Origin of the sequence: Rothia uropygioeca, from assembly GCF_004136585.1 — a bacterium.
In the GTDB taxonomy this organism is placed as follows: Bacteria; Actinomycetota; Actinomycetes; order Actinomycetales; family Micrococcaceae; genus Rothia.
The window spans coordinates 458,990-485,972 of record NZ_NOIR01000002.1 but is presented as its reverse complement, the minus strand read 5'-3'; the positions used below and the strand labels follow the sequence as shown (position 1 = coordinate 485,972).

Genomic DNA, 26,983 nt, shown 5'->3' with positions numbered 1-26,983 from the left:
AGTTGTTTGATTCCGCCCCGAGTTGAGGATCCGCCGGGGTCTTGATGTCGCATCCTTTCTGTGGGAGGTAAGACATGGACGAACGGGCGAAGATCGGTCGGTGGGGCGAGGACCTTGCGGCGGCCGTCTTGGAAATTCGTGGTTGGAAAATTGTGGACAGGAACTGGCGTCCTGATCCACGTGAGACTTCTGTCCGAGGCGAATTGGACATCGTTGCATCGGATCGTGGGCGTTTGGTGATCTGCGAGGTCAAAACCCGTTCGTCACTGGAATTCGGACATCCTTTCGAGGCTATTGGTCCGGCCAAGACCAAAAAACTTTGCCTGCTGGCAAATTTGTGGGCTCGCGAAACAGGGATCTATCCGGGTGGTCTTCGCGTGGATGCTGTTTCGGTGGTGGGTGGCCCGCGGCGTTTCTCCCTGGAGCACAGGGAAGGCGTGATCTGATGGGGTTCGCGCGTACCTTTTCGGTGGCTCTGTTAGGGCTGAGCGGCCACATGATTGAGGTTGAGGCCGATATCGGTCAGACTCTGCCTGCATTTGTCCTGTTGGGCCTTCCCGATACTGCTCTCATGGAGTCCAGAGAACGTATCCGTTCTGCTGCCAAGAACTCCGGTATGCCTTTGGTCCCTCGAAAAATCACGGTGAGTCTGACGCCTGCGACCTTGCCGAAGACCGGGTCTGCATTTGATCTGGCCATCGTGATGGCAACAGTCCAAGCCTCGGGGTACGCCCGTCCGACGGAGGAATACGTGTTCTTGGCCGAGCTGGGTCTGGACGGTTCGCTGCGTCCCGTGCCCGGGGTTTTTCCCGCGGTCAACGCCGCGGTAGGGGCGGGGTATCCACGTGTGGTGGTCGCATCGGAGAATCGCGCGGAAGCGGAGCTTGTTCCCGGTGCCCGGGTTTACTGTTTCGAAGCGTTAGCTGACGTTTTGGAATGGTCGGGGGCCGAACCGTCCAAACTCGTGCGACCACCCGCCCGCCGGATTCCCTTGGATCCTGCTGTGGAAGGCCACGTGACCCCGGATCTTTCCGATGTGCTCGGCCAGGAGCAGGGCCGTTGGGCCCTGGAGATAGCCGCGGCCGGCGGTCACCACCTGTCCATGGTCGGACCACCGGGTTCGGGAAAAACCATGCTGGCAGAGCGGTTGCCCGGCATCCTCCCGCGTTTGGACGCCGAGGCCTCGCTTGAGGTTACTGCCGTGCACTCGATTGGTTCGCAGAAGTCGCGCGTGAATCAACTGATCGTGGATCCCCCGTGGGAGGCTCCCCACCACACTGCCTCGTCGGCGGCGATCGTGGGCGGTGGCAACGGGATTCCTCAGCCGGGCGCGATTTCTCGCGCTCATCACGGAGTACTCTTCCTCGACGAAGCTCCCGAATTCAGGCGCGGTGTCCTCGATGCACTCCGGCAACCCTTGGAATCCGGATGGGTCACAATAGATCGGGCGAGGGCGAGCGCTCATTACCCCGCGAAGTTCCAACTCGTTGTTGCGGCCAATCCGTGCCCCTGCGGCCGATCCAGTGGGATGGCGGACCGGTGCACGTGTTCGTCACGAGAACGTCGAACATATTTGTCGAAGCTTTCGGGACCTTTGGCGGATCGGATCGACATGCATATCACGATCCCCAAATTGTCCTCAGCGGATATTGCCGCTCGTGGCCCGGCCGAGGGGTCGGCAGAGGTTCTTGCGCGGGTTGTCCGAGCGCGACAGGCGGCCCGTGAGCGACTTGGACCGCTCGGGATTTCAACCAACGCGCAACTGCGCGGGAGGCACCTTCGTCATCAGCTCAGGTTGTCGCCGAAGGTCTTAGGCTCCTTGACCCGTTTGCTGGATCGGGGAGACGTAACCCTCCGCGGATGCGACCGTATCCAGCGTGTCGCGTGGAGTCTCGCCGATCTGGCCGGCGTGGGATCCCCACGAATCGAGGACATCGATGCGGCAATCGGGCTCCGGATCGGCTCCGGGGCGAAGTTCTAAAAGAGCGTGTTCGAGAGAGGAAAAGGAACTATGCATGACCGGACACCTGGGCGCCATGCCGAAGTGGATACAGCACGGCCGAAAACACACGATCGGGACCGGCAAATGCGAAACGCGCGAATACAGCTGATGCATATTTTCGAGCCGCAAGATTGGGCTGGCATGACACTGATCGAGAGCCTAGGTGCCGACAACGCGTACCGGATCGTGGCAGAGAGGAGAGGACTGACAGAGGAGGAACTCGCCTCGATCGAGGCGAGTTCACCCGAAAGAATGGGCTCCGTCACGGGAAACAATTTTCTCAACGCGAGACGCCGATGGGCCAGCCGAGCTCCGCTCGAAGACCCCGAGATACTGGAGCGGACCATGAACAGGCATGGTGCATGGCTGGCAACTCCGGAAGACGAAGACTGGCCGGAGGATCTGCGGAATCTCGGTCCTCTGCAGCCCATAGGCCTGTGGGGGCTCGGCGACCGGATCGGCCTGAACCGTCCGGCGGAATCGAACGTCGCGTTCGTGGGTTGTCGAGACTCCACTCCGTACGGCAATTCCGTCACGTCGCATCTCGCGGGTGATCTCGCCGCGGAAGGATACGGGATCCTTTCGGGGGCCGCATTCGGGATTGACGCGGCCGCGCACAAAGCCGCGATGACGACGGCCACCAACCGCCCCAGTACTGTGGCCTTTCTGGCCTGCGGGATAGATCGGTCCTATCCGCGGGCGCACGAGGGCCTCCTCCGCGACATAGCTGAGAGCGGCCTCGTGCTAACTGAGGTCAATCCAGGTTGCAGCCCTATGAGACATCGCTTCCTTCAACGCAACAGACTGATAGCGGCCATGTCGACCCTGGTCCTGGTGGTCGAGGCCAGATGGCGTTCCGGAGCCCTTAACACCGCTCATCATGCCTTGGATATGGGACGTCCCGTCGCAACGGTTCCAGGCTCAGTTTTCAGCGCCCAGTCTGCTGGATGCCACCGGCTGCTGAAAGAGACTCCCGCTTACATCGTGACCTCAACGGAGGATGTCAGGCAATTGCTGCCTGCTTCCTCGCCCCCGACAGGAGATGGGGGAGCACCGCCGGTTCGTGCTCTCCCCGGTGAGGCGTCGGACTTCATCGCTTCCAGTGCGAGTGACACGCATTGCGACCTGACCCAAGTACAACAATTGGTTCGGGATGCATTGCCCTTCGGGCATCCCGTGCGGCCGGAAAGACTATGTGCGGCAGCAGGCCTCGACATTCGAGACGTCATTCCTGCCCTGGCGCAGTTGGAGAGTAAAGGCATGGCGGAGAACGTGGAAGGGCTGTGGAGATGCGCGCGAGTCCAGTCATGAGCTCGGTGTCGGAACGACGCCTCGTCATTGCTTCCGAAGCGGGTGGGTACAGTAGTTCAAGCCCCCTGGGTTCATTTCCACCAACTGGCGAGGAGAATGGCGACATGTCCGAAAGCAGCAGCGATCAGCCGGTGCGTATTCACGTTACGGCGCAACGACGCGCCGACGACATAGAGTCTTCCCTCAGCCGTAAAGGCATTCAGGTCTTTCACTGCCCGTCGATCATCACCACTCCCGTCTTGGAAGACGAGGACCTACCGGGCATTACCCGGAGAATCATCGAGTCCCCGCCCGATCTGGTCATTGTGACCACGGGCGTGGGGTTGAGAGGGTGGTTGGCCGCTGCAGATCAGGCCGGCCTCAAAGAGCCTCTCCTGGGTGCCCTGCGTGGGGCACGTTTTTTGGCTCGGGGCGCCAAAGCCAACGGAGCGATCCTCGCCGAGGGGCTGAACGTGGAGTGGGTATCCCAGAAGGAAACGGCGGACGATGTGGCTCGTTATCTTGAGGGGGAGGACCTCACCGGAACAAAGGCGGTCGTCCAGCACCACGGCATGGGTGCCGACGGTCTCGACGATGTCGTACGTTCCCTGGGAGCCGAGGTCACGCCCGTCGTCACGTACAAGTACGCGGAATCCGCAGATTCCGACGCCATCCGCCGAAGCATCATCGACGCGACCACGGGCGAACGGGTCGGCGTGCTGTTTACCTCAGCAGGGGGAGCAGAGGCGTGGATGCGACACGTCTCTGCTCAGGAGCGAGAGGCTTTGCGTCGCCTTTCGGCGGACGCCACGACGGGCCTTTTCGCCGTCGGATCAGTCACGGCACAGCCGCTCCTGGATGCGGGTCTGACAGCGATCGTCCCGCAAAGGTTTCGACTCGGAGCGCTCTTGAAGCGTGTCGCCATGTGGGCAGAATCTTTCCCCGAGGCCTCTTTGGGGGAAACAACGTCGTGAAAAAACGAGAAGCCAGTCCGCGCACACGTGAGCTCGGAGAGGAATTCGCACAAGCTTTGGGCGGATTCGAGAATTACCTCGTGTATGAGAAAGCCCGTAGTCCTGAAACGGTTCGGGCCTATTCATCGGATCTGAAAGACCTGTTCCTATCGGTTCAAGAGGCCGGTGCGGATTCGCTCGGGCAGATCGAGCTCGAGGAGCTTCGCAACTGGCTTGCGGAGGGGTACCAACGTGACGAAGCTCGAAGCACCATGGCTCGCAAAGCGTCCAGCGTTCGCTCCTTCTTCGCCTGGGCCGAGGGCCGAGGCATTGTCACGAACAACCCGGCGGCCCGGCTCAAATCGCCCCAAGGCCGAAGATCCCTCCCCAAGGTCCTGAGTGGGCAAGACATGAAGGAAATCCTGTCCCTTCTCGAACATGATCTCAAGCAAAGGCCGGGAAACCCTCATGTCCTTCGTACGATCGCCGTGGTCGAGCTGCTCTACAGTGCGGGTCTGCGAATTTCGGAATTATGCGGGCTGGACCTTTCGAGTATCAACGCGGAGCGCAGAACAATCACCGTGGTCGGCAAGGGCGATAAACAACGAACGGTACCCCTCGGGCTGCCCGCGATGAAATCTGTTGAGGCCTGGTTGGAGTCCGGTCGGACGCAATGGGTCAAGGGCGCTCAAAGCGCTCTGTTCGTAGGCACGAGAGGAACCCGTGCGGGGCAACGCCAGATTCGGGAGGACTTGAACGAGATCCTGGCGCGGGCCACGAGTACCGGCGCGTCGGGGGCACACGTCTTCCGACACACCGCGGCGACTCACATGGTTGACGGGGGTGCGGATATACGGGCAGTACAGGAAATGTTGGGCCATTCAACTCTTGCAACAACCCAGATCTACACCCATGTCTCGGTCGACCGGCTCGCCAAGACCTACCGCAGGGCTCACCCCCGGGCGTAAAAGAGGCAGGCCCACTGGCCGTCACGAACACCGAGCCTGGGAATTCGCCGTTCATCTGCGACGGGGCTTTGTGCTCCGCACCATGATCGGGCACAATGGTGATCGTTGAGGAATGACTCATCAGAGCGAACCGCTAACAGATCGTAGGGGAAGACGTATCTGTCGATTACAGGGGAGCTACTGTGAGCATGATTCCGACTCAGGGGGTTCTGCACGTACACGCAGCCCCGAAAGCGTTGTGCCCTCATATTCGTTGGGCGCTAGAATCCGTGGCTGGTCAGTCAACGGATCTTCAGTGGTGTGACCAGACGGCTACCGTGGATCAGGTCCGGACGACCCTCGAATGGGAAGGGCCTCAGGGCACTGGCGCGCTGATAGCTTCGGCGCTTCGTCGTTTGAAGAACATCCGCTTCGAAGTCTTCGAAGACGCCAGCCCCGGAGCCGACGCAGGACGGTGGGCCTACACGCCGGAACTCGGTATCTTCTACGCGATGATTGATTCGACGGGCAATACCGTCATCACCGAGGATCGCGTGCGTTATGCCTACGAGGCCGCTCGCGGTGACGCCACAGCGCTCCTCCGCCAGTTCTCGCTGGCACTCGGTGAAGCATGGGATACCGAACTCGAACCGTTGCGTGCCTGCGCGACCGAACCTTCGAACGTCAGATATCTCCACCGAGTCGGCTGAGACACGGTCTCTCGGCAGCCCACGGCCCCACAAACCCTAGACTTCCCGCGCCGCAACGCATCAAGGGACGACGACGCCCGGACAGGTGATCCTGTCCGGGCGTCCTCGTTTTTATTTGAAAGCACCGGCCCGCCAGGGACCGGCCCTTGGACCGTCAGGTCAGTCCACCGTGCGGAATGCAGCAACCGAGTTGTGTCCGCCGAATCCGAACGACGTGGACAACGCCACGATCTCTCCGGCCGGCAAATCACGAGCATCCGTCACGACATCCAGGTCGATCTCGGGATCCTTGTTCTCGAGGTTGATGGTTGCAGGTGCCTTCCGGTCCTTCAACGCCATAACGGTCATGACCGCTTCGAGAGCTCCGGCAGCACCCAGAAGGTGTCCCGTCATGGACTTGGTCGCCGAAACCGCAATGTGGTCCGTGTGCGAGCCCAAGGCCACATGCAGAGCGGTCGCTTCCGCGGGATCGCCCACCGGGGTCGACGTCGCGTGAGCGTTGACGTGCACTACGTCCTTCGGATCGATTTCGCCGGCCTTCAAGGCTTCGTCGATACTGCGCGCGGCTCCGGAACCTTCGGGATCATTGGCAGTGATGTGGTAGGCGTCCGAGGAAACACCGGTACCTGCCAGCTCGGCATATACGCGGGCCCCACGGGCCTTAGCGTGTTCTTCCGACTCCAGAATCAGTGCGGCCGACCCTTCGCCCATCACGAACCCGTCACGGTCAACATCGTACGGTCGAGACGCGCGTTCGGGGTCGTCGTTGCGCTTGGACAAAGCCTGCATCTTCGCGAAGGACGCCAAAGTCATGGGGTGGATCGCCGATTCGGTACCTCCCGAGATGACGACGTCGGCCTTGCCGCTGCGAATCAGATCGAGCGCGACGTGCAAGGACTCGGTGCTGGAAGCACATGCCGAAACCACGGTTTGTGCCGCTGCGCGAGCTTTGTGATTCAGTGCGATGGCTGCCGAGGATCCGTTCGGCATCAGCATCGGGACCGTCATCGGCAGAATGCGCCGGGGACCACGCTCCCGGAGAGTGTCCCAGCTATTCAGCAAGGTCCACACGCCCCCGATTCCGGTACCGAAGGAGACCGCAAGCCGCTCGGGGTCGAGCTCTTCGGCTTCCTCGGCGTCCGAAGCGCTGAAACCAGCGTCCTGCCATGCCTGCCGTGCGGCGATGACAGCGAACTGGCCCGATGGGTCAAGGCGCTTGGACTCGACTTTGGAAATGAATTCGGAATCTTCAACTGACTGGCTGACGCGACCCGCGATGTAAACGGGCAGATCGTACTGCGAAACCCAGTCCTCGGTGATGGCCTTGATGCCGGAGACACCCTGAAGGGCGTTCTCCCACGTCTCGGATACGGTCCCGCCAATGGGACTGAACGCCCCAAGGCCAGTGACTACTACTTTCTGACTCATCTCACGTCTTTCTTATCTCCGCCCGTGGATTCGGGGCATGGTCCGCACCGGACGACCTATCCGTGGGCGGGGGTAACACTTGGGGAGAAGCCAGGGCGCGGCACCCGAGGCACCGCGCCCGTACCCAACAACTCCTAGGAAGCGTTGGCGATGAAATCGACTGCGTCGCCCACAGTGGTCAAGTTCTTGACCTCTTCGTCCGGAATGGTCACGCCGAACTTCTCTTCGGCGTTGACGACGATGGTCATCATCGAGATCGAATCGATATCGAGGTCCTCGGTGAAGGACTTCTCGAGCTGAACGTCGGCGGTCTCGACGCCCGTCTCTTCGTTGACGATCTCGGCCAGGCCGGAGAGGATCTCGTTCTTGTCAGCCATGGTGTGTACTCCTTTGATTCGTGATCACGCGACGTTCGCGCGGCGCGTGGGATGCATGCGGCTCCGCAGAGCCGTGGGGTCCCGCGTTCACGGGCTTTATCCGTTATTTACTGTATCGTTTCGATGCCCGACGCGCCGGTAGATATCTCTGCCTGACGTGCTGGGTTTTACATCTTGTTGATCCGAGGCGGAGCCAGTTGCTCCGGCTTGGGTGGCTAGGGGAGGATGACGACCTGCGCAGCATAGACCAGTCCGGCGCCGAAGCCGATCTGGAGGGCGGGACGTCCTGACAACTCAGGGTTTTCCTGGAGCAGCCGGTGGGTGGCCAGCGGAATCGATGCCGCGGAGGTATTGCCGGAATCCGCGATATCGCGAGCAACCACCACGTTCTCAGGCAATTTCAGGGTCTTGATCATCTGATCGATGATGCGCATATTCGCCTGGTGGGGAATGAAAGCGCCCAGATCTTCGGCCTCGAGGCCTGCTTCGTCGAGAGCTTGTTGGGCAACCTTCGCCATCTCCCACGCTGCCCACCGGAAAACGGTCGGACCGTCCTGGTACAGAGTAGGCCACACCTTCTCGCCGTCTTCGACCGGATTGTTGACCCAGTCCCGATTGCGTAGCTCGAGCATGGAGTGGGTCATATTGATGGTTTCCCACTTGGACCCGTCGGAGCCCCACACCGTAGGGCCGATCCCTGGCTCATCGGAAGCCCCGATGACGACCGCGCCGGCGCCGTCGCCCAACAAGAACGAAATGGAGCGTTCGGAATTGTCGATGAAGTCGGACAGCTTCTCAACTCCGACGACGAGCACATTCCTGGCCGTACCTGCCCTGACGAGCGAGTCGGCTTGGGCGATTCCGTAACAATATCCGGCGCAAGCCGCCGAAATGTCATATGCGGGGGCAGGCGTGACACCGATTTCCTCCGCAAGTTTGGCGGCCATCGAGGGGGTCGCGTAAGGATGCGAGACCGTCGAGACGATGACGCCATCGATCTGTTCGGCCGCGACACCTGAACTGTCCAAAGCTTCTTTGGCAGCCTCGACCGCGAGGTCGAAGGCGGATGTATCGGCATCGGCCCGACGCCGCGTATTGATACCGGTCCGCGTCCGGATCCATTCGTCAGATGAGTCGATCCACTGGCACACGTCATCATTGGTCACGACGACGTCCGGCCGGGCGGCACCAAGGCCGAGGATCTTGGCTGACTTCTGAACGGGTTTGGTCTTGAGAGTCACCACGCTGGTCTCTTTTCCTCGCTGGGCTGGCTTTACTCGGTGACGACGTCGTCGAGTTGGTCGGGCGAGTTGAGTGCAGTCGCGGAAATCCCCTTCATGCCCCGTTTGGCCAAGCCGACAAGCGTTCCGGCTGGAGCAAGTTCGAGGATCTGGTCCACTCCTTCGTCGAGCATGGTCTGCATGCACAGGTCCCAACGGACCGGGCGGGTCACTTGGTCGACCAAGCCTTGGAGGGCCGCCGCACCGGAGGTGACCGGTTTGCCGTCCTTGTTGGACAAAAGGGTTGTGACGGGTTCGTGCGTCGGTAGCTCGTGGGCGATCTCCTGCAGGTCGCCGACCGCCGGGCGCATGTAGGAAGTGTGGAACGCGCCGGCAACCTTCAACGGAATGACGCGCGTCTTTGCAGGTGGGTTCTCGGCAAAGGCTTGAAGTTTGTCTTCAGATCCGGCCGCCACGATCTGGCCGGGGCCGTTCGCGTTAGCTGCGGTCAGACCGGCTTCCTCAATGGCAGCACGGACGTCTTCTTCCTGGCCGCCCAGTACGGCCGCCATTCCTGAAGGTTCGGCTGCGGAGGCCCTCGCCATGCCGTCGCCGCGAACCTTGATGAAACGCATCGCGTCCTCGGGCGTCATGACACCGGAGAGCGCTGCGGCGGTGACTTCACCGACCGAGTGGCCTGCCCACAGAACTCGTCTTTCACCGATACGCTCCCCGAGAAGCTCGCCGACGACTATTCCTGCCGCAACGATCAGCGGTTGTGCGATCGCGGTGTCCTTGATGGTTTCCTCGTCGGCTTCGGTGCCATAGTGGATGAGATCGAGGCCCGCCGCGTTTCCGAGGGTCGAGAGCCTTTCGGAAACGCCATCTAACTCTAGCCACGGGGCCAAAAACCCGGGTTTTTGTGAGCCCTGTCCAGGGCAAAGTATTGCTAACACGATGTCCAGCTTTCCAGAATCCTTCGAATCAGTCACGTCGCAGTAAAAAGCGCTGTGGCCGGACCCCTTCACAGGAGCCGACCACAGCGCCGATTTCATCGATTACGAGTCGCCACCGGCATTGCCGCTGGTTCCCGCATTGACGTCCAACAAATCGTATTTTTCGATCGCCTTGGAGGGCGCGTCCGCATCCACCTCGCCACGTCGTGCAAGCATCTCCAGGGCACGGACCACCATCGAGTGCGCATCGATGTGGAAGAAGCGCCGGGCACCGGCACGAGTGTCGGAGAACCCGAAACCGTCGGCCCCCAGGCTTGCAAATTCGTTCGGAACGAACTGACGAATCTGATCCGGAACCTCGGAGACGAAATCGGACGACGCGACGATCGGGCCCACAGCTCCTTCGAGTTGCTGGGTCACGAACGGTACACGTGCCGGCGCCTCCGGGTTGAGCATCGATTCCCGCTCGGCCGCAAGACCGTCACGACGCAACTCGTTCCAGGACGTCACGGACCACACATCGGCGGAAACGTTCCAATCCTTCGCGAGGATCTCCTGCGCCTCAAGCGCCCACGGAACACCCACGCCGGATGCGAGCAACTGGGTCCGGGGACCGTCGACCTCGGCGGGCTTGAGCAAGTAGATGCCCTTGACGATGCCCTCGACGTCCACGTCCTCCGGCTCGGCCGGCTGAACGATCGGCTCGTTGTACACCGTCAGGTAGTACATGACGTTGTGGTCTTCGTCTCCGGTACCGTACATGTGCTCGAGGCCGCGCTTGACGATGTGCGCGATCTCGTAGCCGTACGCCGGATCGAAATGGCGGACTGCCGGGTTGGTCGAGGCCAGAATGGGCGAGTGCCCGTCCATGTGCTGCAGACCCTCGCCGGTCAAGGTCGTGCGTCCAGCGGTCGCGCCCACGATGAATCCGCGGGAGAGCTGATCCGCGGCCGCCCAGAAGGCGTCGCCTGAGCGCTGGAAACCGAACATCGAGTAGAAGATGTAGACCGGAACCATGGGGATGCCGTGGGTCGAGTACGAAGAACCGACCGCGGTGAATGCGGCGGTAGCCCCGGCTTCGTTGATGCCTACGTGAAGAAGCTGTCCCTGCGCGGACTCCTTGTAGGCCAGCATCAGCTCGCGGTCCACGGAGAGGTAGTTCTGCCCGTTCGGGTTGTAGATCTTGGATGTCGGGAAGAACGAATCCATGCCGAATGTGCGGGCCTCATCGGGAATGATCGGCACAACGTGCTTGCCGAATTCCTTCTCGCGCATGAGGTCCTTGAGCAAGCGGACGAACGCCATGGTCGTGGCGGCCATCTGCTTTCCAGAGCCCTTTTTCGCTACCGAGTAGGCTTTGTCGGAAGGCAAAACGAGCTCGCGCTGAGACCCGTCACGGTAGGGGATGAATCCGCCGAGCTCCTTGCGACGCTCGAGCATGTACTTGATCTCGGGCGAGTCCTTGCCCGGATGATAGTACGGCGCTCCGTAGAGGTCCTTTTCGAGTTCCTCATCGGAGATCGGGATACGCAGACGGTCACGGAAGACCTTGAGGTCCTCGAGCGTCAGCTTCTTCATCTGGTGTGTCGCGTTGCGTCCCTCGAAGTGGCTTCCGAGGCCGTAGCCTTTCACGCCCTGTGCGAGGATGACGGTCGGCCGCCCCTTGGTCTCCATGGCCTGCTTGTAGGCCGCGTAGACCTTGCGGTAGTCGTGCGCGCCGCGCTTGAGCGCCCAGATGTCTTCGTCGGACATGTCCGAAACCATCTCTTTGGTTTCGGGGGACCGGCCGAAGAAGTGCTCGCGAATGAATCCACCGGATTCGGCTTTGTATGTTTGGTAATCGCCGTCCAAGGTCTCGTTCATGATGCGAACGAGCTCGCCGTTCTGGTCCTTGTCCAGCAGTTCGTCCCACTCGCGGCCCCACAGGACCTTGATGACGTGCCAGCCTGCGCCGCGGAAGAAGGCTTCAAGTTCCTGAACAATCTTGCCGTTACCGCGAACCGGTCCGTCGAGGCGCTGGAGGTTGCAGTTGACGACGAAGGTCAGGTTGTCCAATTTGTCATTGGCGGCGAGCTGAAGAGCGCCGCGTGACTCCGGCTCGTCCATCTCACCGTCGCCGAGGAAAGCCCAGACGTGCTGCTGCGAGGTGTCCTTGATACCGCGGTTGTCAAGGTACTTGTTGAACTGGGCCTGGTGAATCGCGTTGAGGGGTCCCAAGCCCATCGAAACGGTCGGGAACTGCCAGAAATCGTCCTTACACCGGGGGTGCGGGTAGGACGGCAGGCCATTCTCGCCTTTGGTCTTTTCCTGCCGGAATCCGTCGAGCTGCTCTTCAGTCAGACGGCCCTCGAGGTATGCGCGGGCATAGTTACCGGGCGAGGAGTGGCCCTGGAAATAGATCTGGTCTCCGCCGCCCGGGTGGTCCTGGCCGCGGAAGAAGTGGTTCAAACCGACTTCGTACAGTGTGGCGACACCTGCGTAACTGGAGATGTGACCACCTACCCCGATTTCGGGGCGCTGCGCACGGTGGACCATGACCGCAGCGTTCCAACGCATGAGGGCACGGTACCGGCGCTCGATTTCCTCGTCGCCGGGGAATTCGGGTTCCTGATCCACGGGGATCGTATTGACGTAGTCCGTGGTGGTGACGGTCGGGACCTGGATGCTCTTGGCACCAGCACGCTGGAGAAGGCGTCGAATGATGAACTGCGCACGTTCCGTGCCCTGTGCCTCGACCAAGGCATCAAATGCCTCGATCCATTCTGACGTCTCTTCGTGGTCCTGATCCGACAGGCCCAGGGTGAGGGCACTGAGGATGTGGTCATTCGTCTCTGAGGGAGCCACGTTGAACCTCTCTTTGTCGATGTGAGGAGAAAGCTCACATCCCGTGACGGGATGATAACGGCAGGCACACTCGACCCACCTGGGCTTTAGTCCTATGGTGTCACAACTGATCGGGTCAGGATGACTTTTGACGTTGATCGGCCCCGGCTTGGAGGGCAAAATAGCCCTCCGATCCCCGTAGAATTGGGAAACTAGAATTTCAACAGTGTTCGGGATCACCCACTGCCTGGTTCTACTTGATAGTGTAGGCAATCCAGTGTTGGCTTAGAGTCAACGCGATTGCGATGCACCCATCGCAAAGCTCGGTCCGGGGCATGTCCGGAGCGATCCAATATTCAGGAGGAAAATACGTGAGCGAGACCAAGACCGCCGGAGATCGTCCGGCTGTCCTGCTTGGTTTCAAGGATGGGGATCTCATCCAAGAGTTCGGATATGACGAGGACGTCGATTTCGCCCTTCGGGACGATCTGGAAGACGTCACCGGATCCGAGCTCCTCGACGAAGAAGACCAGGAAGTTGTGGACGCCGTTCTCTTCTGGTGGAGAGATGGCGAAGGTGACCTCGTGGACGCCCTTGTCGACTCGCTGACCACCCTGGACGAGGGCGGTGTTGTCTGGGTCATGACCCCAAAAGCGGGGCGGGACGGTCATGTGCCACCTGCCGATATTCAGGAAGCGGCTCCGACGGCCGGCCTCAAGCTCACCACGAGTGTTCAGGTCAGCGAAGAGTGGTCCGCGACACGACTGGTGACGACTCGATTCTGAGTCTCGAGAGGGTGTGTTCAACGCCACGGCGTTGAAGCCCTTCTCGAATTAACACCGGTTCATCGGTTCATGTACTGTAATCAATCAGATCGGGTGCTGGCCGCTGTAAAAGCGGCCCACTCGATTGTCAAGGGTCTTTAGCTCAGCTGGTAGAGCGCCACGTTTACACCGTGGATGTCATCGGTTCGATCCCGGTAGGACCCACCGACAGCACAAGGCCGGTTCCTTTCACAAGAAGGAGCCGGCCGTCTGCGTTGCTGTAGGGGAAGATCAGCTCACGGTGTCCCCACCGCGTCGTCATGTTCCGGTCATGTGTACGCCGTGTGCGATCCCGAAGCAGTTTTCGGGGTGCCCCTGCTCGTCAGCAACGTTTTGCGCGTAATCTGGACTCATGGCAGTTGAAAGCACTTCTCCCCAAAAGTCCGAGGCAAATTCCGGCAAGGCGCAGATCGGTGTGACTGGTCTGGCGGTTATGGGCGCCAATCTGGCGCGCAACCTGGCCCGCAACGGTTACACCGTTGCGTTGCACAACCGCACCACAGCCAAGACCGACGAGCTGTTGGCCAAACACGGCGAGGACGGTCAATTCATCCGGACCGAAACCCTGCAGGAATTGGTCGACTCTCTGGAACGTCCAAGGCGGATCCTTATCATGGTCAAGGCCGGTGCGCCGGTTGACGCCGTGATCGAATCCTTGATCCCGTTGTTGGACCAGGACGACATCATCATCGACGGCGGAAACTCCTACTTCAAGGACACGATCCGACGCGAGAAGGAGTGCGCCGAACACGGCCTGCACTTCGTCGGTGTCGGAGTCTCCGGTGGCGAAGAAGGAGCTCTCAACGGACCGTCGATCATGCCGGGTGGCTCCAAGCAGTCCTACAAGTCTCTCGGTCCCATGCTCGAAAAGATTTCAGCCAAAGCCGACGACGGCGCCCCGTGCTGCGCGTGGATCGATACAGATGGCGCCGGTCATTTCGTCAAGATGGTCCACAACGGCATCGAATATGCCGATATGCAGGTTATTGGGGAAGCCTTTGATCTCCTCCGCTCCGTTGCCGACCTCGAACCCCAGGAGCAGGCCGAGGTCTTCCAGGAGTGGAACAAGACCGATCTGAATTCGTACCTGATCGAGATCACCTCAGAGGTGCTGTCCCAGGTGGACGAGAAGACCGGTAAACCGCTCGTGGACGTCATCGTCGACCAGGCGGGACAGAAGGGAACAGGTCGGTGGACCGTTCAGTCTGCTCTTGATCTCGGTTCCCCCGTGTCGGGGATCGCTGAATCAGTCTTCGCGCGGGCACTGTCTTCATCCAATGCCGCTGCGCGCGAAGAAGCGCAGGAGAAGCTGCCCGCGGGCCTGATCGCAGCAACTGGGGTCGCCAAGGGCGATCCCGAGTTCGTCGAAGATGTGCGCAAGGCTTTGTACGCTTCCAAGCTCGTTTCCTACGCCCAGGGCTTGGACATGCTCTCTTCCGCCGGCGAAGAATTCGGCTGGGACCTCAAGCTGGACACCATCGCGTCGCTGTGGAGGAACGGCTGCATCATCCGTGCCGAACTGCTTGCGGAGATCATGGAGGCGTACAAGGGAGACAACGCGCCGGTGAACATGTTGCTCGCTCCCGGGTTCCTGAGCACCCTCGAAGATCTGCTGCCGTCCTGGCGTCGTGTGGTCAGCAAGGCTACGGCCCTGGGCGTTCCCGTCCCGGTCTTCGCCTCGTCACTGTCCTATTACGACGGCCTCCGTCGGGACCGTCTTCCCGCCGCCTTGATCCAGGGACAACGGGACTTCTTCGGCGCTCACACGTATCAACGCGTCGACGAAGACGGAACCTTCCACACCTTGTGGTCCGAGGACCGTTCAGAGGTCAGCAGCGCGGGCGAGAAGGCTCCTGCTCCCGTGGGCCGGCAGACCAAGTAGTTCGACCCGGTTATTGACGAAAACGCCCGCTCGCAGTGAATCGCGAGCGGGCGTTTTCGTCAACAGAAGCAGACTTTAGATCCACATGGCCGGGTCGATGTAGGTCACCGGATCGACTAATGGTGCTTTCTTCTCCGGGGTCCGGGGACGTGCCTCGGCCGGAATTCCGGTGACGATCGATGAAGCGGGGGCGTCGTGCACGACGACGGCGTTGGCGCCGACCGCTGAATCGTCTCCGATCACAATCGGTCCAAGAACTTTGGCGCCCGCCCCGACCGTGACGCGGTTCCCGAGTGTGGGGTGCCTCTTGACTTTCTCCAGGGAACGGCCGCCCAGGGTCACTCCGTGGTAGAGCATGACGTCGTCACCGATCTCGGTGGTCTCGCCGATCACGACGCCCATACCGTGGTCAATGAAGAAGCGTCGACCGATGGTTGCCCCCGGATGGATTTCGATCCCGGTGAGCCAGCGGGTGAGCTGGGAAAGGGTGCGGGCCAGGGTGCGAAGCTCATTCTTCTGCCACAGCCGGTGAGTTATCCGGTGGATCCAAATGGCGTGAAGTCCCGAGTAATTGAGGACAATTTCAAGGTCCCCTCGCGCTGCGGGGTCGTGCGTGCGTGCTGTGGTCAGGTCTTCCCTGAGACGGCTGAGGAAACTCACGGTGTCGCTTTCATCGTGGGGTGCGGGCGCAGAGGGCTCTGAGGCACTCGGCTGCCGGCGAGGTACAGGTGGGATGCAGATGCTTCGTCTGGGTTCAACCGCTGATTTGCCGCCCCTATTCCCGCAAACGGGGACGGAGGCCGAAATCAGAACTGTGCCCACACGAATTCTCGCGTGGGCACAGGCTGCGTACTGAAACGTGAGTGGTGATCAGCCGCGGATGTCTTCGTACAGAACGGTCGAAATGTAACGCTCCGCGAAGTCGCAAACCACGGTCACGATGAGCTTGCCTTCGTTCTCGGACTTCTTGGCCTCTTCCAATGCGGCCCAGACGTTGGCTCCGGAAGAGATACCGCCGAGGATGCCTTCTTCTGCACCGAGCTGTCGGGCGACGCGGACGGCGTCGTCGAGGTTCACGTCGGTTACGGAGTTGTAGATCTCGCGATCCAGCGTCTCCGGGAGGAAATTGGCACCGAGGCCTTGGATCTTGTGAGGGCCGGCCTTGCCTTCGGTCAGAAGCGGGGAATCGGAAGGTTCTACCGCAACGATCTTGATGTCCGGGTTCTGCTCCTTGAGGTACTTGCCCGCGCCCGAGATGGTTCCGCCTGTGCCAATGCCCGCAACGAACAGGTCGACCTCGCCATCGGTGGCATCCCAGATCTCGGGTCCGGTGGTGTCGTAGTGAACCTGGGGATTTGCTTCGTTTTCGAACTGACGGGCCAGGACGGCGTTGTCTGAGTTCTCCACGATCTCGGCGGCCTTGTCCACGGCGCCGCGCATGCCTTCGGCACCCGGGGTCAGGACGATTTCGGCGCCGTAGGCGCGCAACATCACTCGACGTTCGGTCGACATGGTCTCGGGCATGGTCAGAACGACCTTGTACCCCCGTGCGGCACCGACCATGGCCAAGGCAATGCCGGTGTTGCCGGAAGTGCCCTCGACGATGGTCCCACCCGGACGCAGCTGTCCCGACTTCTCGGCGGCATCGATGATGGCCTTGCCGATGCGGTCCTTGACGGAATTAGCGGGGTTGTAGAACTCAAGTTTGACCGCCACGTTGCCGGGCAGGTCCTTGTCCAGCTGGTTGAGCTTGACCAATGGGGTCGCCCCAATGGCCTCGGTGACGTTGTCGAGAATTTTAGCCATGTTGTCGCCTTTCTAGAGCTGTAAAACGGCGTAAACGAGAAAGGTCCCGTACTGTTTCACTACGGTAGCCCGTGAGTGCCGCCTTAGGCGGCTACGAGCCACATCTTGTAATATTCCCTGGCTCGGCGGAGCTTGGGATCGATGATCACTTGGCAGTACCCGTTGTTGGGGTTCTCACGTTCGAAGTTCTGATGAATGTCTTCTGCCGGGTGAAAAGTTTCGAGCGGCTCCAAAGTCGTGACGATCGGCCGGTCGAAGAGCTGTTGAGCCCGGTCGATCTGGCTCTGGAAGAATCTCTTCTCTTCTTCGTCCTTATAGAACAGGGCCGAACGGTACTGAGTCCCGACGTCGTACCCTTGCCTGTTCAAGCTGGTGGGGTCGTGGGTCGTGAAGAACATGTCCATGATGACGTCTTCCGGAACCACGTTCTCGTCGAATCGGACTCGTATCGCCTCGGCGTGACCGGAGCTGCCGCTGCAAACTTCTTCGTAGGTCGGGTGGGACGTGCGGCCTCCGGTGTATCCGCAGACCGAGGACTCCACTCCTCGAGTTCGTTGGTAAACGGCATCCAAGCACCAGAAACATCCGGCGGCTACGGTGAATTCTTTCATGCGCTCCATTCTGGTCCTCCCGGAGCCGTGACGTCACCGGGGTTCGCTGTTGGGGGAGCCGTGGCAATGAATACGGCAATCCTTAGACTGGATTCATGAAGACTCCTCGCTTGAACGACGTCGTCCGTGCAGCTCATGAACTCTGGCCAGTTTCGCTCGCCGAAGGGTGGGACGCGAGCGGCCTGGTGAGCGGACGAGGAGACCAGTTCGTCCGAAGAATCATGTTCGCGGTAGATGCCGTCCAAGCCACTGCGCGGGAAGCGGTCGGGGCCGAGTGCCAATTGCTCCTGACCCACCACCCGTTGTTGCTCCGCGGCGCCCAATTTCTGCCGGCGTCCAGCGACAAGGGCGCCGTATTGCATACTTTGATTGAAGGCGGATGCGGCCTGTTGGCTTCCCACACCAATGCGGACAGCATGGCAGGAGGCGTCTCTGATGCGCTGATGACAGCCTGTGGAATCGAGACTTCCGTTCCGTTGTGTGACCCCGATTCCGAGACCGGGATCGGCCGGGTAGGTGACCTTCCGGAGGAAATCACGCTCGAGAGATTGGGCCAGAGGCTGTCCTCCACTTTGCTGCCGACCGCTGGGGGGCTCCGAATCGCTGGTCCGAGGGACGGCGTCGTGCGCCGCGTTGCGGTGTGCGGCGGTGCGGGAGATTCGTTGTTCGCCGAGGTTCGGAGCGCAGAAGTCGACGTTTACGTCACTGCAGATCTTCGGCACCATCCGGCGTCAGAAGCACGTGAACGCGCGCTGTTGGCCGGGGGAAAGCCGTACCTTATCGACTGTTCGCATTTCGCGAGTGAAGAACTGTGGCTCGCTCATGGCGCACGGATGCTCCGTAGCAGGCTGGCTGCGCAAGGGTATGAGGTCGAAACGCTGTTGAGCAGTCTCAATACTGATCCCTGGGATTTCACAATTCATCCGGATTCCGCCCCGTCATCCGCGTCGACGGAACCGGATGCGATCGGCTATGCGCGGGAACGACGGACCGCAGGCCAATAGACGTTACGTTTTCTCTGCTTTGCGGGGGACGGGTCGGCCTATAAGCCGGGTTTTGTACTGGCGCTCGGTTTCCCTTGCGCAGCGGCGATCATCCATCTAGCCCCTTGATTGCTCAAGGGGTCAAGCGGCCTACCCGAATGCTTGGGGCGAGCAGCCCTCGTGACGCACTCTGTCTGGCCTTGCTCCGAATGGGGTTTACCGAGCTTCCCGCGTCACCGCGGGAACTGGTGGTCTCTTACACCACCGTTTCACCCTGACCCGCCGAGGCGGGCGGTCTGCTTTCTGTGGCACTGGCCTGCGGGTTGCCCCGAGTGGACGTTATCCACCATTCTGCCCTGCGGAGCCCGGACTTTCCTCGAGGCGTGATACACGCCGCGCGATCGCCCGGCCGACCCGTCCGTTGGACAACTCTACACTGGAAGGGATGTTGATTTTGCTTCCTCCCTCAGAGTCCAAGACCGCTCCCGATTCAGGTCCGAGCGTCAACCTTTCGGAGCTGAGCTTTCCCGAACTCACAGAAGCCCGCGAAGCCATGCTCGAGCGGCTCATTGAGGTCAGCTCTCGTGACGACGCTGCCGACTTCCTTAAAACGGGTCCTAGCTTGACCACGGAGGTCCAACGGAACACTCGTCTCGCTCACGAAGCCAGCGCACCGGCGCTAGACGTCTACACCGGGGTGCTTTTCGACGCGTTGGACTACCCGAGCCTCTCGACGAATGCCAAGGAGCGGGCTCGACGGTCCGTGGTGGTCATCTCCGCGTTGTGGGGAGCGGTGCGACCAGAAGATGTAATACCTGCTTATCGCTTGTCCATGGGGTCCAGGGTCGCACCGAAGGGCACCCTCGCGGCGTGGTGGCGATCGGAGCTCAAGCCGGTTCTGGACGAATACAGCCGAGGCCATCTGGTGATCGATTGCAGGTCATCGAGCTATGCGGCGGCATGGAGGGCACCCTCCGAGAGGACGGTGACGATTCGGGTCGAACGGGAACTCGATGGCAAACGTCAGGTCGTCTCACATATGGCCAAACATTTCCGCGGGAAAGTCGCCCGAGCGCTCCTCGAATCCGAAATGGTGCCTGAGAGCGTCCCAGAACTCGTCGAGATTCTTAACTCTCAATGGAAAGTTGAGTTTCAGGAAGGGGGCGGTTCGGGGCAATCCTTGACTTTGGTTCTCGGTAGTGACTAGGTGATACGCGAAGTTCAAAGGTCAAGTTAGACCTCATGTTTAATCTTCGGAGTGGCCGAATGGGTCCTCGTCGACCCCGGGCGTCCACGTCAGGCCGGCAACCCCCCAGCCTTCCTTCTTGATGGCTTTCTTGGCTCGCTTTCCCCATCGCTCATTGAGGCGATCGACGTAGAGCTTGCCGTCCAGGTGATCGGTCTCGTGTTGCATGACCCGCGCGAACCACCCATTTGCCTCGAACTCGATGGGTGCTCCGAACTCGTCCTGGGCATTGACTCGGACCCAATCGGCGCGTTTCAGCGGGAAGGAGAGACCCGGTACCGAAAGGCAGCCCTCGGCTTCTTCTTCCTTGTCCGGTTCCACCTCGGAAATTCTGCCGAGCGTAAGACGGGGATTGATGAGTACCCCTCGGTCGGGGGCGTCGTCGTCGTTTTCATAGGAGAAAGTGAAAAGCCGCCACGGGACGCCGACCTGTGTTGCCGCAAGGCCTACTCCATGGGCGAGGTCCATGGTCTCGTACATGTCGGCCACAAGCGTGCGCAGATCGTCATCGAAGACCGTGACTGATTGCGTCGGTGCGTGCAGGACGGGTTCGCCGGTAATCACGATGGGGCGTACGGGCATGAGGTCTCCAGTGCAGATCAAGTGTTGATGTCTACCCATACCGTATCGATCTTTCTGTCGATTGGCTCTTCGGGCGGGTGCTATGGGGTCCCCACCAGGTGGGGGAGAAAACCGATTGGGTGGGCGGCTCCGAATACTTCATATAACCAGTTCGGCAACTTCCGATGATTCGTTGATGCTCGCTTGTCCGTGGGTCGAGGCTTCACCTTCAGATGAGTGGACCGAATAAAGACTAGGATGACGGGAGAAAACATGATGTGACGTTCGGCGACCCCTTGTGCAGAGGTTGTTGCGGTGTCCATCTCACCGTCGGATCATCTGACGTGTGATCACTCAGCGCAAGACCGCCTCTGGAAAACTAGGTGGTTTCGAGCCCGGTCTACAGGCCGGCGGAATGACAATGGTGATTATGGCCCGAAGCTTCCGTGCCACGGACGAAGAGCCCCGGGATCCTGAAGTGGCGGAAGCCGTCAGGGCCTCGGAAAGCGAGCACGATCTGCTCGAAGCCTTGATGGGCTGTGCCTCGAGGGGCAACCAGAACTGTTTTGAGCGCTTGTACGACCTGCTGGTTCCTCGGATTTATGGTCTCGTCCAGCGCATTCTGCGCAACCGTTCCCACGCCGAGGAAGTCACCCAGGAAGTCTTCCTCGAGGTGTGGCAGAAAGCTCCTCAATACGATCCTTCCCGCGGCGCGGTGGGATCCTGGGTCACGGTGATTGCCCATCGCCGGGCGGTGGACAGGGTCCGTGCGACACAGTCGGCCTGGGATCGGGAGATGCGCACGGGGAAAACCGAGTTCAGGGAAACGTATGAGCACGTCGAGTCCACCGTCCAGCAGAGCCTCGAGAGCGAATCCGTTCACGCGGCCCTCTCGCGTGTACCGCAAACCCAGGTAGAGGTGATGACATTGGCGTACTTTGGCGGCTTGTCCCAGAGCAAGATCGCCACAATGTTGGAGATACCGCTGGGCACGGTGAAAACGAGAATGAGACAGGGATTGAAGCGGCTACGGTCCGAGTTGGGAGGCGAATATGAAGCGAGTTGAAAATCCTTTGGAGGACGCCGTCGCTGCATATGCGCTCGACGCTCTGGAGCCCGAGGAGCAGAAAAGATTCGAGGCTGAGGCCTCTCGGGAGCAGAAAGAACTGGCGGATCAATGGAGTCAGGTGGGCGCTGCCCTGGGCCAGTCGATTCCGGCAGAACAGCCGCCCGCGGCCCTCAAGGAACGGGTGATGCGACAGATTCAGGCGACTCCACAGCTGAATCGCGTCCCTCGGCACGCAGCTGGAGGAGTGGACACTCTCGAGGAGGACTACCCGTCGAGAGTCTTCCCGGTCGTTTCGGAGCATGACTCTTCGGGCCCGGCCGATGGGAAGTCTCTCAACCAACTGCCTCCGAACCGCCTCAAAGCCCGCATCCGTTGGAATGTTGCCTCCGGTGTTGTGGCCGCGGCCTGTGCTGGACTGGCAGTCTTCGCTGGGGTCTGGGGAATGGATCAGAAGCGTCAGCTCGATGCGACCCGATCCGAACTCTCCGCGGCGCAAGCCCAGTCGAGTTCGTCGACGTCGGTTATTGGCCAGCTCTCCGCGGCCTCCGATCTTTCGTTGGCCAAGGGAAATATGGATGGCGCGAATATTTCCGTGATGTATTCCGCCTCGCACAACATGGCGGGAGTCGCGACGAATGATCTCCCGAAACTGCCCGAGGGCAAGGTCTACATGATGTGGCTCATGGACAAAGATCATCAGGTCATCGGCAAGGGAGCCCTGAATTCCGGAGAGACCTCCGACTCGGCTTCGGGCGGTGAAATGACCACCATGACGGACCAGGACCTTCGTGACGTAGCGGCATTCGGTGTGACTGTGGAAAACAAGGACGCGACCTCGCCTACGGGCGATCCGTTCATGCTCGAATCCGAAAGCTGACGAACCCATAAGACATCAATGCGGAAAATTGTGCACTTCTCGGCTAATCTGAACACTGTTCAAAATCCGACAGTCGGATTCGACTGGCCCTTCACGGTCTCATGGGCCCACGGCGTCCGTGAAAGAAATGGAGCAGACAGTGAGTTCAGTATCCCGTGACACCCCGACGGCCACTCCTGCGGCGCCCGCCTCGGCTGCACATTCAATCGCCTACATTGCGGTTTTCGCGGCCCTGGTCGGGGTCCTGGGGATGCCAGGAAACATCCCGCTTCCCGGGTTGGTCCCGATTACGGCACAAACGTTAGGCGTCATGCTTGCCGGTGCTGTTCTCGGTCCATGGCGGGGCGCATTGTCCATGACGCTGTTCTTGGCGCTCGTCGCCTTGGGATTGCCATTGCTCTCTGGAGGGCGCGGCGGCTTGGGCGCATTCGTCGGCCCGAGCGCCGGCTATCTCGTTGCGTGGATCCTGGGAGCGGCTGTGGTCGGCGTCGTCGTGCGGGCAGGAAATGGGCGCCCCACATGGGTTAAAGTATCTGTTGGCTGCATCCTCGGAGGCATGATCTCGCTCTACGCAGTCGGAATACCCGTGCAGGCGGCCGTGACCGGAATGTCCTTGGCCCAGACCGCTACGGCATCGCTGCTTTTCCTCCCCTGCGATCTCATCAAGGTCGTTATCGCCACTCTCGTGACCATGGGGCTCTGGAAGGCCTACCCGAGAGCATTCCAGAAGTGACACCAACGGACGGCGACATTTCCCCGCATCGTATCCGCGTCGTGAGGGGGCGGGATCACGGACACGTTCTGCGAGAAGCGCTGTCCATCCGGCGCAAGGGAGGCGTCCCTCTCGTCGGTGACGAGCGCTGGAGCGAAGCTCGATGGAATTCTTTGGTCAAGAGGGCTTCCGAAGCAAGAGTTCCGAGCCAGGCAGCGTGGGCCGCCCTGACGTCCGGCACTACAGGGGAACCACGCATCGTCGTGAGAACCCAACACTCTTGGGATATCTCATATCCGGGTCTGAACCGATTGGCGAAGATCGGTTCAGAGGACCTGATGCTGATCCCCGTCCACCCGGTCTCGTCCATGGCTACCTATGCTGCGTCCCACGCAGAATTCACAGGGTTCCGCTTCCACGTTCCGAGGACGCGCCGAATCGTTCCCGATGACATCGCCCAAACCACGGTCATGCACGGCACCCCGTGGCACCTGCGAGACGTAGTCGACCTCCTCGACGCCGGCCACCCGACGGCTCTGAAGTCCGCGATCGTCGGAGGAGACAGACTGCCTGCGCCGCTCAGGGTTAGAGCCGAGGACCACGGACTGCACGTCGTGAGCTACTTTGGCGCAGCAGAGCTGTCCCTGGTGGCCGCCGACGCCGGGGATGGTCTCCGTGCCTTCCCCGGTGTAGATCTTGAAATCCGGGACGGCATCCTCTGGGTCCGGACAAGTCAACGCGCACTTGCCGTACTGGGCACCGGTAGTGGCCTCAGAGCCGACGGGCCATGGGCAACAGTCGGAGACAGGGCAAGACTCAACGATGGTCTGCTGGAGCTTCACGGTCGTGACGATGACGCCATTCTCACGGCGGGAGCCACCGTCATACCCGCCGAGGTCGAAGATGTGCTCAACTCGATGCCGGGAGTATCCGCCTCACTCGTACTCGGCATCCCCAACGGGCGTGCCGGGCATCTGGTGGCCGCGGCCATCGAGACGAACCGGATAGAGAGCCCGCCACCATTGACGTCCATTCAAGACATGGCCCGGCGTCATCTGACCCCAGCTCAGCTTCCCAGGCTATGGAAAACATGCGAATACCTGCCTCGAACAGGGGTCGGCAAAATCCGGCGACTCTCGCCCGAAGAATTCCAGGCGCTTCGCTGAACACACCGTTAGCTGGTAATCCATAGCCCTGCGAACGGCTACTACAAGGAATCCCATGCAGAACATTGCCATAACAGCCGGGCTCCGGACCCCCATCACCGGTCGATCACGCGCGCTCGCGGACTACGGTGTCGAAGAATTGGCCGCCATGGTCTTGGCAGAATTGGCAACGACAACCGGCCAGCGCCCAGTCGGTGTGATACTCGGCAATTGCACCGGCCCAGGGGGCAACCTCGGACGGAATGCGGCATTGGCTGCGGGGTTCGGCCAAGAGTGCATAGGTTGGGGTATCGACGCTCAGTGCGGTTCTGGTTTGGCCGCCGTCCAACAGGCCATGCATCACGTCGCGGCCACAGGAGCGACCATGATCGCCGGCGGAGCCGAATCCGCGTCGACCGCTCCGACGCGTTCGCACCACGGAGTTCCGTTTGCACGGGCACGTTTTGCGCCCCGCGGATTCCCCGATCCGGACATGATCGAAGCCGCCGACGAGCTGGCCCACCTGAAGGGCATCTCACGCGAAAGCCAAGAATCCTTTGCGGAGCGCAGTCACGAGCTTTCCTTAGGAGCGAAGTCTTTCCTCCGAGCAGAGACGGTCTCCGTGGCCCGGGACCCGGCCGGTACAACGATTATTGACGATGGTCCGCGGCGCCTCGGGAGCAACGCCCTCCGACGCTTTTCACCTGTTTCCGACGCGCCGAGTGCCACGGTCACCCCAGGCACCACCGCGCGCATTTCGGACGGTGCAGCGGGCGTCGTCGTGACAACCCAGGACAGTATCACCGGCCCCCACTGGAAGGTCCTGGCCTCGACAATGACCGGGGGAGACCCGTCTCTTCCCGGGATCGTACCGGTAGCAGCAACCCGTGAGGCCCTGGACAGAGCAGGCCTGAGGATCGACGATCTGCAGGCCATCGAGGTCGTCGAGGCATTCGCGGCGCAAGCTCTCGCGGTACTCGACGCTCTGGGGATGAGCCATCATGGAGAGATCGACCCACGAGTCAACTCGTGGGGCGGCGCTCTGGCTTTGGGTCATCCATGGGGCGCATCCGGAGCAGTGAGCCTCGTGAGACTCCTGCACCGACTCAGACATGAAGGACCTGGTTCCCTGGGGCTGACAACCTGCGCCATTGGCGGAGGGATGGGCGCAACAATGATTCTGGAGTACGTGGAATGAGCATCAGCATTGAGAATTTGCGCGTCGAGGCGGACGGACCCGAGGGGCACACCGTCCTGCTGGACGGAGTCACCACAACTCTGGAGGCGCCTCGCATTGCGATTATCGGCGAGAACGGCTCCGGCAAGTCGACACTGACCAAAGCAATAGCGGGGCTTGTGCGTCCTTCCTCCGGTTATGTGACGGTGAACGGGATCGATTCCGTCAAGAACGTCAAACGGCTACGGCGCGCAGTGGGCTTCGTCTTCGCCAATCCGGGAGCGCAAACCATCATGCCCACGGTTCGCGAAGACATAGCTCTCACGTTGCGCGGACGCAGGCTCACCCGGGAAGAGACCGCGGCCAAGGTCGAGGAAGCCATCCGACTGCACGAACTCGAGGACCTCGCCGAACGGCCCTGCCACGCTCTCTCCAGCGGACAGATGCAACGCCTCGCTCTGTGCTCGGTGCTCGTGGGGGAACCGGATCTCGTCATTGCCGACGAACCCACAAGCCTCTTGGATGCACGGCACCGCAGAATCATCGCGCGTCGCCTCCTCGAGCCGGCGGCCCCACAAGTTCTCTTGGTAACTCACGACCTGGACCTCGCCCGTCGCTGCGACCAGGCAATTCTCATCGCCGACGGAAAACTCGCAGCACAAGGCGAGCCGGCCGAAGTCATCGAAACCTACGAACGGGTCTTGGCATGATCTCGCTCTACTACCCGGGATACAGCTTCGTCCACCGCCTCCCGGCAGGCATCAAGCTGTTGCTCTTTGCGCTCTTCGCTCTGGTGCTCTCCTTGGCCCCCGCGACCTGGTGGACCATCGGCGTATGTATTGCCATAGCGCCCGCGGGCTACGCGCTCGCAGGCTTGGGTATAGGGCTGTTTCTGCGCGATCTGAGAGGACTTGTCGTGTTGGTTGCCTTTCTGGCCGTGACACAGGCCGTTTTCCTTGAGCCCTTGGAAGCGGTCCGTAATACGGTCCGGGTGATTTCGGTGATCATGCTGGCTCAGGTGGTCACGCGCACGACTCCCGTGCAAGGCATGATCGAAACCTGTGAACGCGTACTCGGACCCTTCCGGCGTCTTGGAATCAACCCGGAACGGGTCGGATTGGCCATGGCCCTGACCTTAACCTCGGTCAACCAATTGGGCGGGATCATCCGCGAAGTCCGGGACGCACAGAAGGCTCGAGGGGTCCGGATTGCTCCTTGGGCGTGGGTCATGCCGGTTCTGGTGTTGACGCTCCAGCACGCGGACCAAGTCGGGGATGCGTTGGAAGCCAGAGGAATCGGTGGTGCAGACGAGGCGGAGTGAGACCGGCCGAGAGTTCCGTTACGGTATACAGAAAACGAGGCCCGAATGCTTGCGTCCAGGGAA

26 protein-coding genes, 1 tRNA gene and 1 other RNA gene are annotated in these 26,983 nt (G+C 60.9%); 18 read left to right on the top strand and 10 right to left on the bottom strand.

The window, feature by feature from the left end; all coding sequences use genetic code 11:
* The first annotated feature begins 74 nt into the window (after positions 1-74).
* The 6 genes from EWR20_RS06485 (at position 75) to EWR20_RS06460 (ending at position 5,902) form a co-directional block, all read left to right on the top strand.
* A complete protein-coding gene (locus EWR20_RS06485; RefSeq protein ID WP_129359798.1) occupies positions 75-446 on the top strand; it encodes a YraN family protein in 372 nt (123 codons plus the stop codon).
* Entirely contained in the window at positions 446-1,981 is a 1,536-nt protein-coding gene (locus tag EWR20_RS06480; RefSeq protein ID WP_129359797.1) for a YifB family Mg chelatase-like AAA ATPase, read from the top strand. Before EWR20_RS06485 ends, EWR20_RS06480 begins: the two co-directional genes overlap by 1 nt.
* Positions 1,982-2,143: 162 nt before the next feature.
* Entirely contained in the window at positions 2,144-3,313 is a 1,170-nt protein-coding gene (locus EWR20_RS06475) for a DNA-processing protein DprA (RefSeq protein ID WP_165000977.1), read from the top strand.
* A gap of 104 nt (positions 3,314-3,417) precedes the next feature.
* A complete protein-coding gene (locus tag EWR20_RS06470; RefSeq protein WP_165000976.1) occupies positions 3,418-4,266 on the top strand; it encodes a uroporphyrinogen-III synthase in 849 nt (282 codons plus the stop codon).
* The gene (locus EWR20_RS06465) at positions 4,263-5,213 is read left to right on the top strand and encodes a tyrosine recombinase XerC (protein WP_255411249.1); all 951 of its coding nucleotides are present in this window, start codon (positions 4,263-4,265) and stop codon (positions 5,211-5,213) included. Before EWR20_RS06470 ends, EWR20_RS06465 begins: the two co-directional genes overlap by 4 nt.
* A 182-nt stretch (positions 5,214-5,395) precedes the next feature.
* Complete coding sequence (locus tag EWR20_RS06460; RefSeq protein WP_129359794.1) at positions 5,396-5,902, top strand: DUF3145 family protein; 507 nt, start codon at positions 5,396-5,398, stop codon at positions 5,900-5,902.
* Positions 5,903-6,061: 159 nt separating this feature from the next.
* On the opposite strand, the gene fabF is transcribed toward EWR20_RS06460, so the two are convergent.
* The 5 genes from fabF to aceE all read right to left on the bottom strand — a co-directional run bounded on the left by fabF (position 6,062) and on the right by aceE (position 12,727).
* Positions 6,062-7,330 (bottom strand): beta-ketoacyl-ACP synthase II, encoded by a 1,269-nt coding sequence (gene fabF, locus EWR20_RS06455; protein ID WP_129359793.1) that lies wholly within the window; start codon positions 7,328-7,330, stop codon positions 6,062-6,064.
* Between the two features lie 134 nt (positions 7,331-7,464).
* Positions 7,465-7,707, bottom strand: a complete 243-nt coding sequence (locus EWR20_RS06450; RefSeq protein WP_129359792.1) for an acyl carrier protein — start codon at positions 7,705-7,707, stop codon at positions 7,465-7,467.
* A gap of 215 nt (positions 7,708-7,922) precedes the next feature.
* Positions 7,923-8,951, bottom strand: coding sequence for a beta-ketoacyl-ACP synthase III (locus tag EWR20_RS06445; protein WP_129359791.1), 1,029 nt, complete (start codon positions 8,949-8,951; stop codon positions 7,923-7,925).
* A 29-nt stretch (positions 8,952-8,980) separates the two neighbouring features.
* Positions 8,981-9,883 (bottom strand): ACP S-malonyltransferase, encoded by a 903-nt coding sequence (locus EWR20_RS06440; RefSeq protein ID WP_129359790.1) that lies wholly within the window; start codon positions 9,881-9,883, stop codon positions 8,981-8,983.
* Between the two features lie 102 nt (positions 9,884-9,985).
* Positions 9,986-12,727 (bottom strand): pyruvate dehydrogenase (acetyl-transferring), homodimeric type, encoded by a 2,742-nt coding sequence (aceE, locus tag EWR20_RS06435; RefSeq protein WP_129359789.1) that lies wholly within the window; start codon positions 12,725-12,727, stop codon positions 9,986-9,988.
* Positions 12,728-13,077: 350 nt separating this feature from the next.
* Between aceE and EWR20_RS06430 the strand changes: the two genes are divergently transcribed.
* The 3 genes from EWR20_RS06430 (at position 13,078) to gndA (ending at position 15,412) form a co-directional block, all read left to right on the top strand.
* Positions 13,078-13,491 carry a DUF3052 domain-containing protein gene (locus tag EWR20_RS06430; protein WP_238147618.1) on the top strand — a complete coding sequence of 138 codons (414 nt, stop codon included), beginning with the start codon at positions 13,078-13,080 and terminating at the stop codon, positions 13,489-13,491.
* A 131-nt stretch (positions 13,492-13,622) separates the two neighbouring features.
* Positions 13,623-13,695 (top strand) — tRNA-Val (locus EWR20_RS06425).
* Between the two features lie 187 nt (positions 13,696-13,882).
* A complete protein-coding gene (gene gndA, locus EWR20_RS06420; protein WP_129359788.1) occupies positions 13,883-15,412 on the top strand; it encodes an NADP-dependent phosphogluconate dehydrogenase in 1,530 nt (509 codons plus the stop codon).
* Between the two features lie 75 nt (positions 15,413-15,487).
* Here the strand turns inward: gndA and epsC are convergent, their stop codons facing one another.
* The 3 genes from epsC to msrA form a co-directional block, all read right to left on the bottom strand.
* Entirely contained in the window at positions 15,488-16,072 is a 585-nt protein-coding gene (gene epsC / locus EWR20_RS06415) for a serine O-acetyltransferase EpsC (RefSeq protein WP_129359787.1), read from the bottom strand.
* Positions 16,073-16,282: 210 nt separating this feature from the next.
* Complete coding sequence (gene cysK, locus EWR20_RS06410) at positions 16,283-17,218, bottom strand: cysteine synthase A (protein WP_129359786.1); 936 nt, start codon at positions 17,216-17,218, stop codon at positions 16,283-16,285.
* Positions 17,219-17,301: 83 nt separating this feature from the next.
* Entirely contained in the window at positions 17,302-17,829 is a 528-nt protein-coding gene (gene msrA / locus EWR20_RS06405) for a peptide-methionine (S)-S-oxide reductase MsrA (protein ID WP_129359785.1), read from the bottom strand.
* Between the two features lie 95 nt (positions 17,830-17,924).
* Between msrA and EWR20_RS06400 the strand changes: the two genes are divergently transcribed.
* Positions 17,925-18,833 carry a Nif3-like dinuclear metal center hexameric protein gene (locus EWR20_RS06400; protein WP_129359784.1) on the top strand — a complete coding sequence of 303 codons (909 nt, stop codon included), beginning with the start codon at positions 17,925-17,927 and terminating at the stop codon, positions 18,831-18,833.
* A gap of 25 nt (positions 18,834-18,858) precedes the next feature.
* Here EWR20_RS06400 and rnpB read toward each other — a convergent pair.
* Positions 18,859-19,229: RNase P RNA component class A (rnpB, locus tag EWR20_RS06395), an RNA gene on the bottom strand.
* Positions 19,230-19,257: 28 nt separating this feature from the next.
* Here rnpB and EWR20_RS06390 point away from each other — a divergent pair.
* The gene (locus tag EWR20_RS06390) at positions 19,258-20,019 is read left to right on the top strand and encodes a YaaA family protein (protein ID WP_129359783.1); all 762 of its coding nucleotides are present in this window, start codon (positions 19,258-19,260) and stop codon (positions 20,017-20,019) included.
* A gap of 39 nt (positions 20,020-20,058) precedes the next feature.
* Here the strand turns inward: EWR20_RS06390 and def are convergent, their stop codons facing one another.
* Complete coding sequence (gene def / locus EWR20_RS06385) at positions 20,059-20,640, bottom strand: peptide deformylase (protein WP_129359782.1); 582 nt, start codon at positions 20,638-20,640, stop codon at positions 20,059-20,061.
* A 325-nt stretch (positions 20,641-20,965) separates the two neighbouring features.
* Here def and EWR20_RS06380 point away from each other — a divergent pair, with 325 nt between their 5' ends.
* The 7 genes from EWR20_RS06380 (at position 20,966) to EWR20_RS06350 (ending at position 26,920) form a co-directional block, all read left to right on the top strand.
* Positions 20,966-21,685 carry a sigma-70 family RNA polymerase sigma factor gene (locus EWR20_RS06380; protein ID WP_238147617.1) on the top strand — a complete coding sequence of 240 codons (720 nt, stop codon included), beginning with the start codon at positions 20,966-20,968 and terminating at the stop codon, positions 21,683-21,685.
* On the top strand, positions 21,672-22,565 hold the full coding sequence (locus tag EWR20_RS06375) for an anti-sigma factor domain-containing protein (RefSeq protein WP_129359781.1): 894 nt from the start codon (positions 21,672-21,674) through the stop codon (positions 22,563-22,565). Before EWR20_RS06380 ends, EWR20_RS06375 begins: the two co-directional genes overlap by 14 nt.
* 139 nt (positions 22,566-22,704) lie before the next feature.
* On the top strand, positions 22,705-23,298 hold the full coding sequence (locus EWR20_RS06370) for a biotin transporter BioY (RefSeq protein ID WP_366150738.1): 594 nt from the start codon (positions 22,705-22,707) through the stop codon (positions 23,296-23,298).
* Positions 23,295-24,443, top strand: coding sequence for an AMP-binding protein (locus EWR20_RS06365; protein WP_129359780.1), 1,149 nt, complete (start codon positions 23,295-23,297; stop codon positions 24,441-24,443). Before EWR20_RS06370 ends, EWR20_RS06365 begins: the two co-directional genes overlap by 4 nt.
* A gap of 55 nt (positions 24,444-24,498) precedes the next feature.
* Positions 24,499-25,620 carry a thiolase family protein gene (locus EWR20_RS06360; RefSeq protein WP_129359779.1) on the top strand — a complete coding sequence of 374 codons (1,122 nt, stop codon included), beginning with the start codon at positions 24,499-24,501 and terminating at the stop codon, positions 25,618-25,620.
* The gene (locus tag EWR20_RS06355) at positions 25,617-26,309 is read left to right on the top strand and encodes an energy-coupling factor ABC transporter ATP-binding protein (protein ID WP_129359778.1); all 693 of its coding nucleotides are present in this window, start codon (positions 25,617-25,619) and stop codon (positions 26,307-26,309) included. The genes EWR20_RS06360 and EWR20_RS06355 overlap by 4 nt, the downstream gene beginning before the upstream one ends.
* A complete protein-coding gene (locus EWR20_RS06350) occupies positions 26,306-26,920 on the top strand; it encodes an energy-coupling factor transporter transmembrane component T family protein (RefSeq protein WP_129359777.1) in 615 nt (204 codons plus the stop codon). Before EWR20_RS06355 ends, EWR20_RS06350 begins: the two co-directional genes overlap by 4 nt.
* The last annotated feature ends 63 nt before the right edge of the window (positions 26,921-26,983 follow it).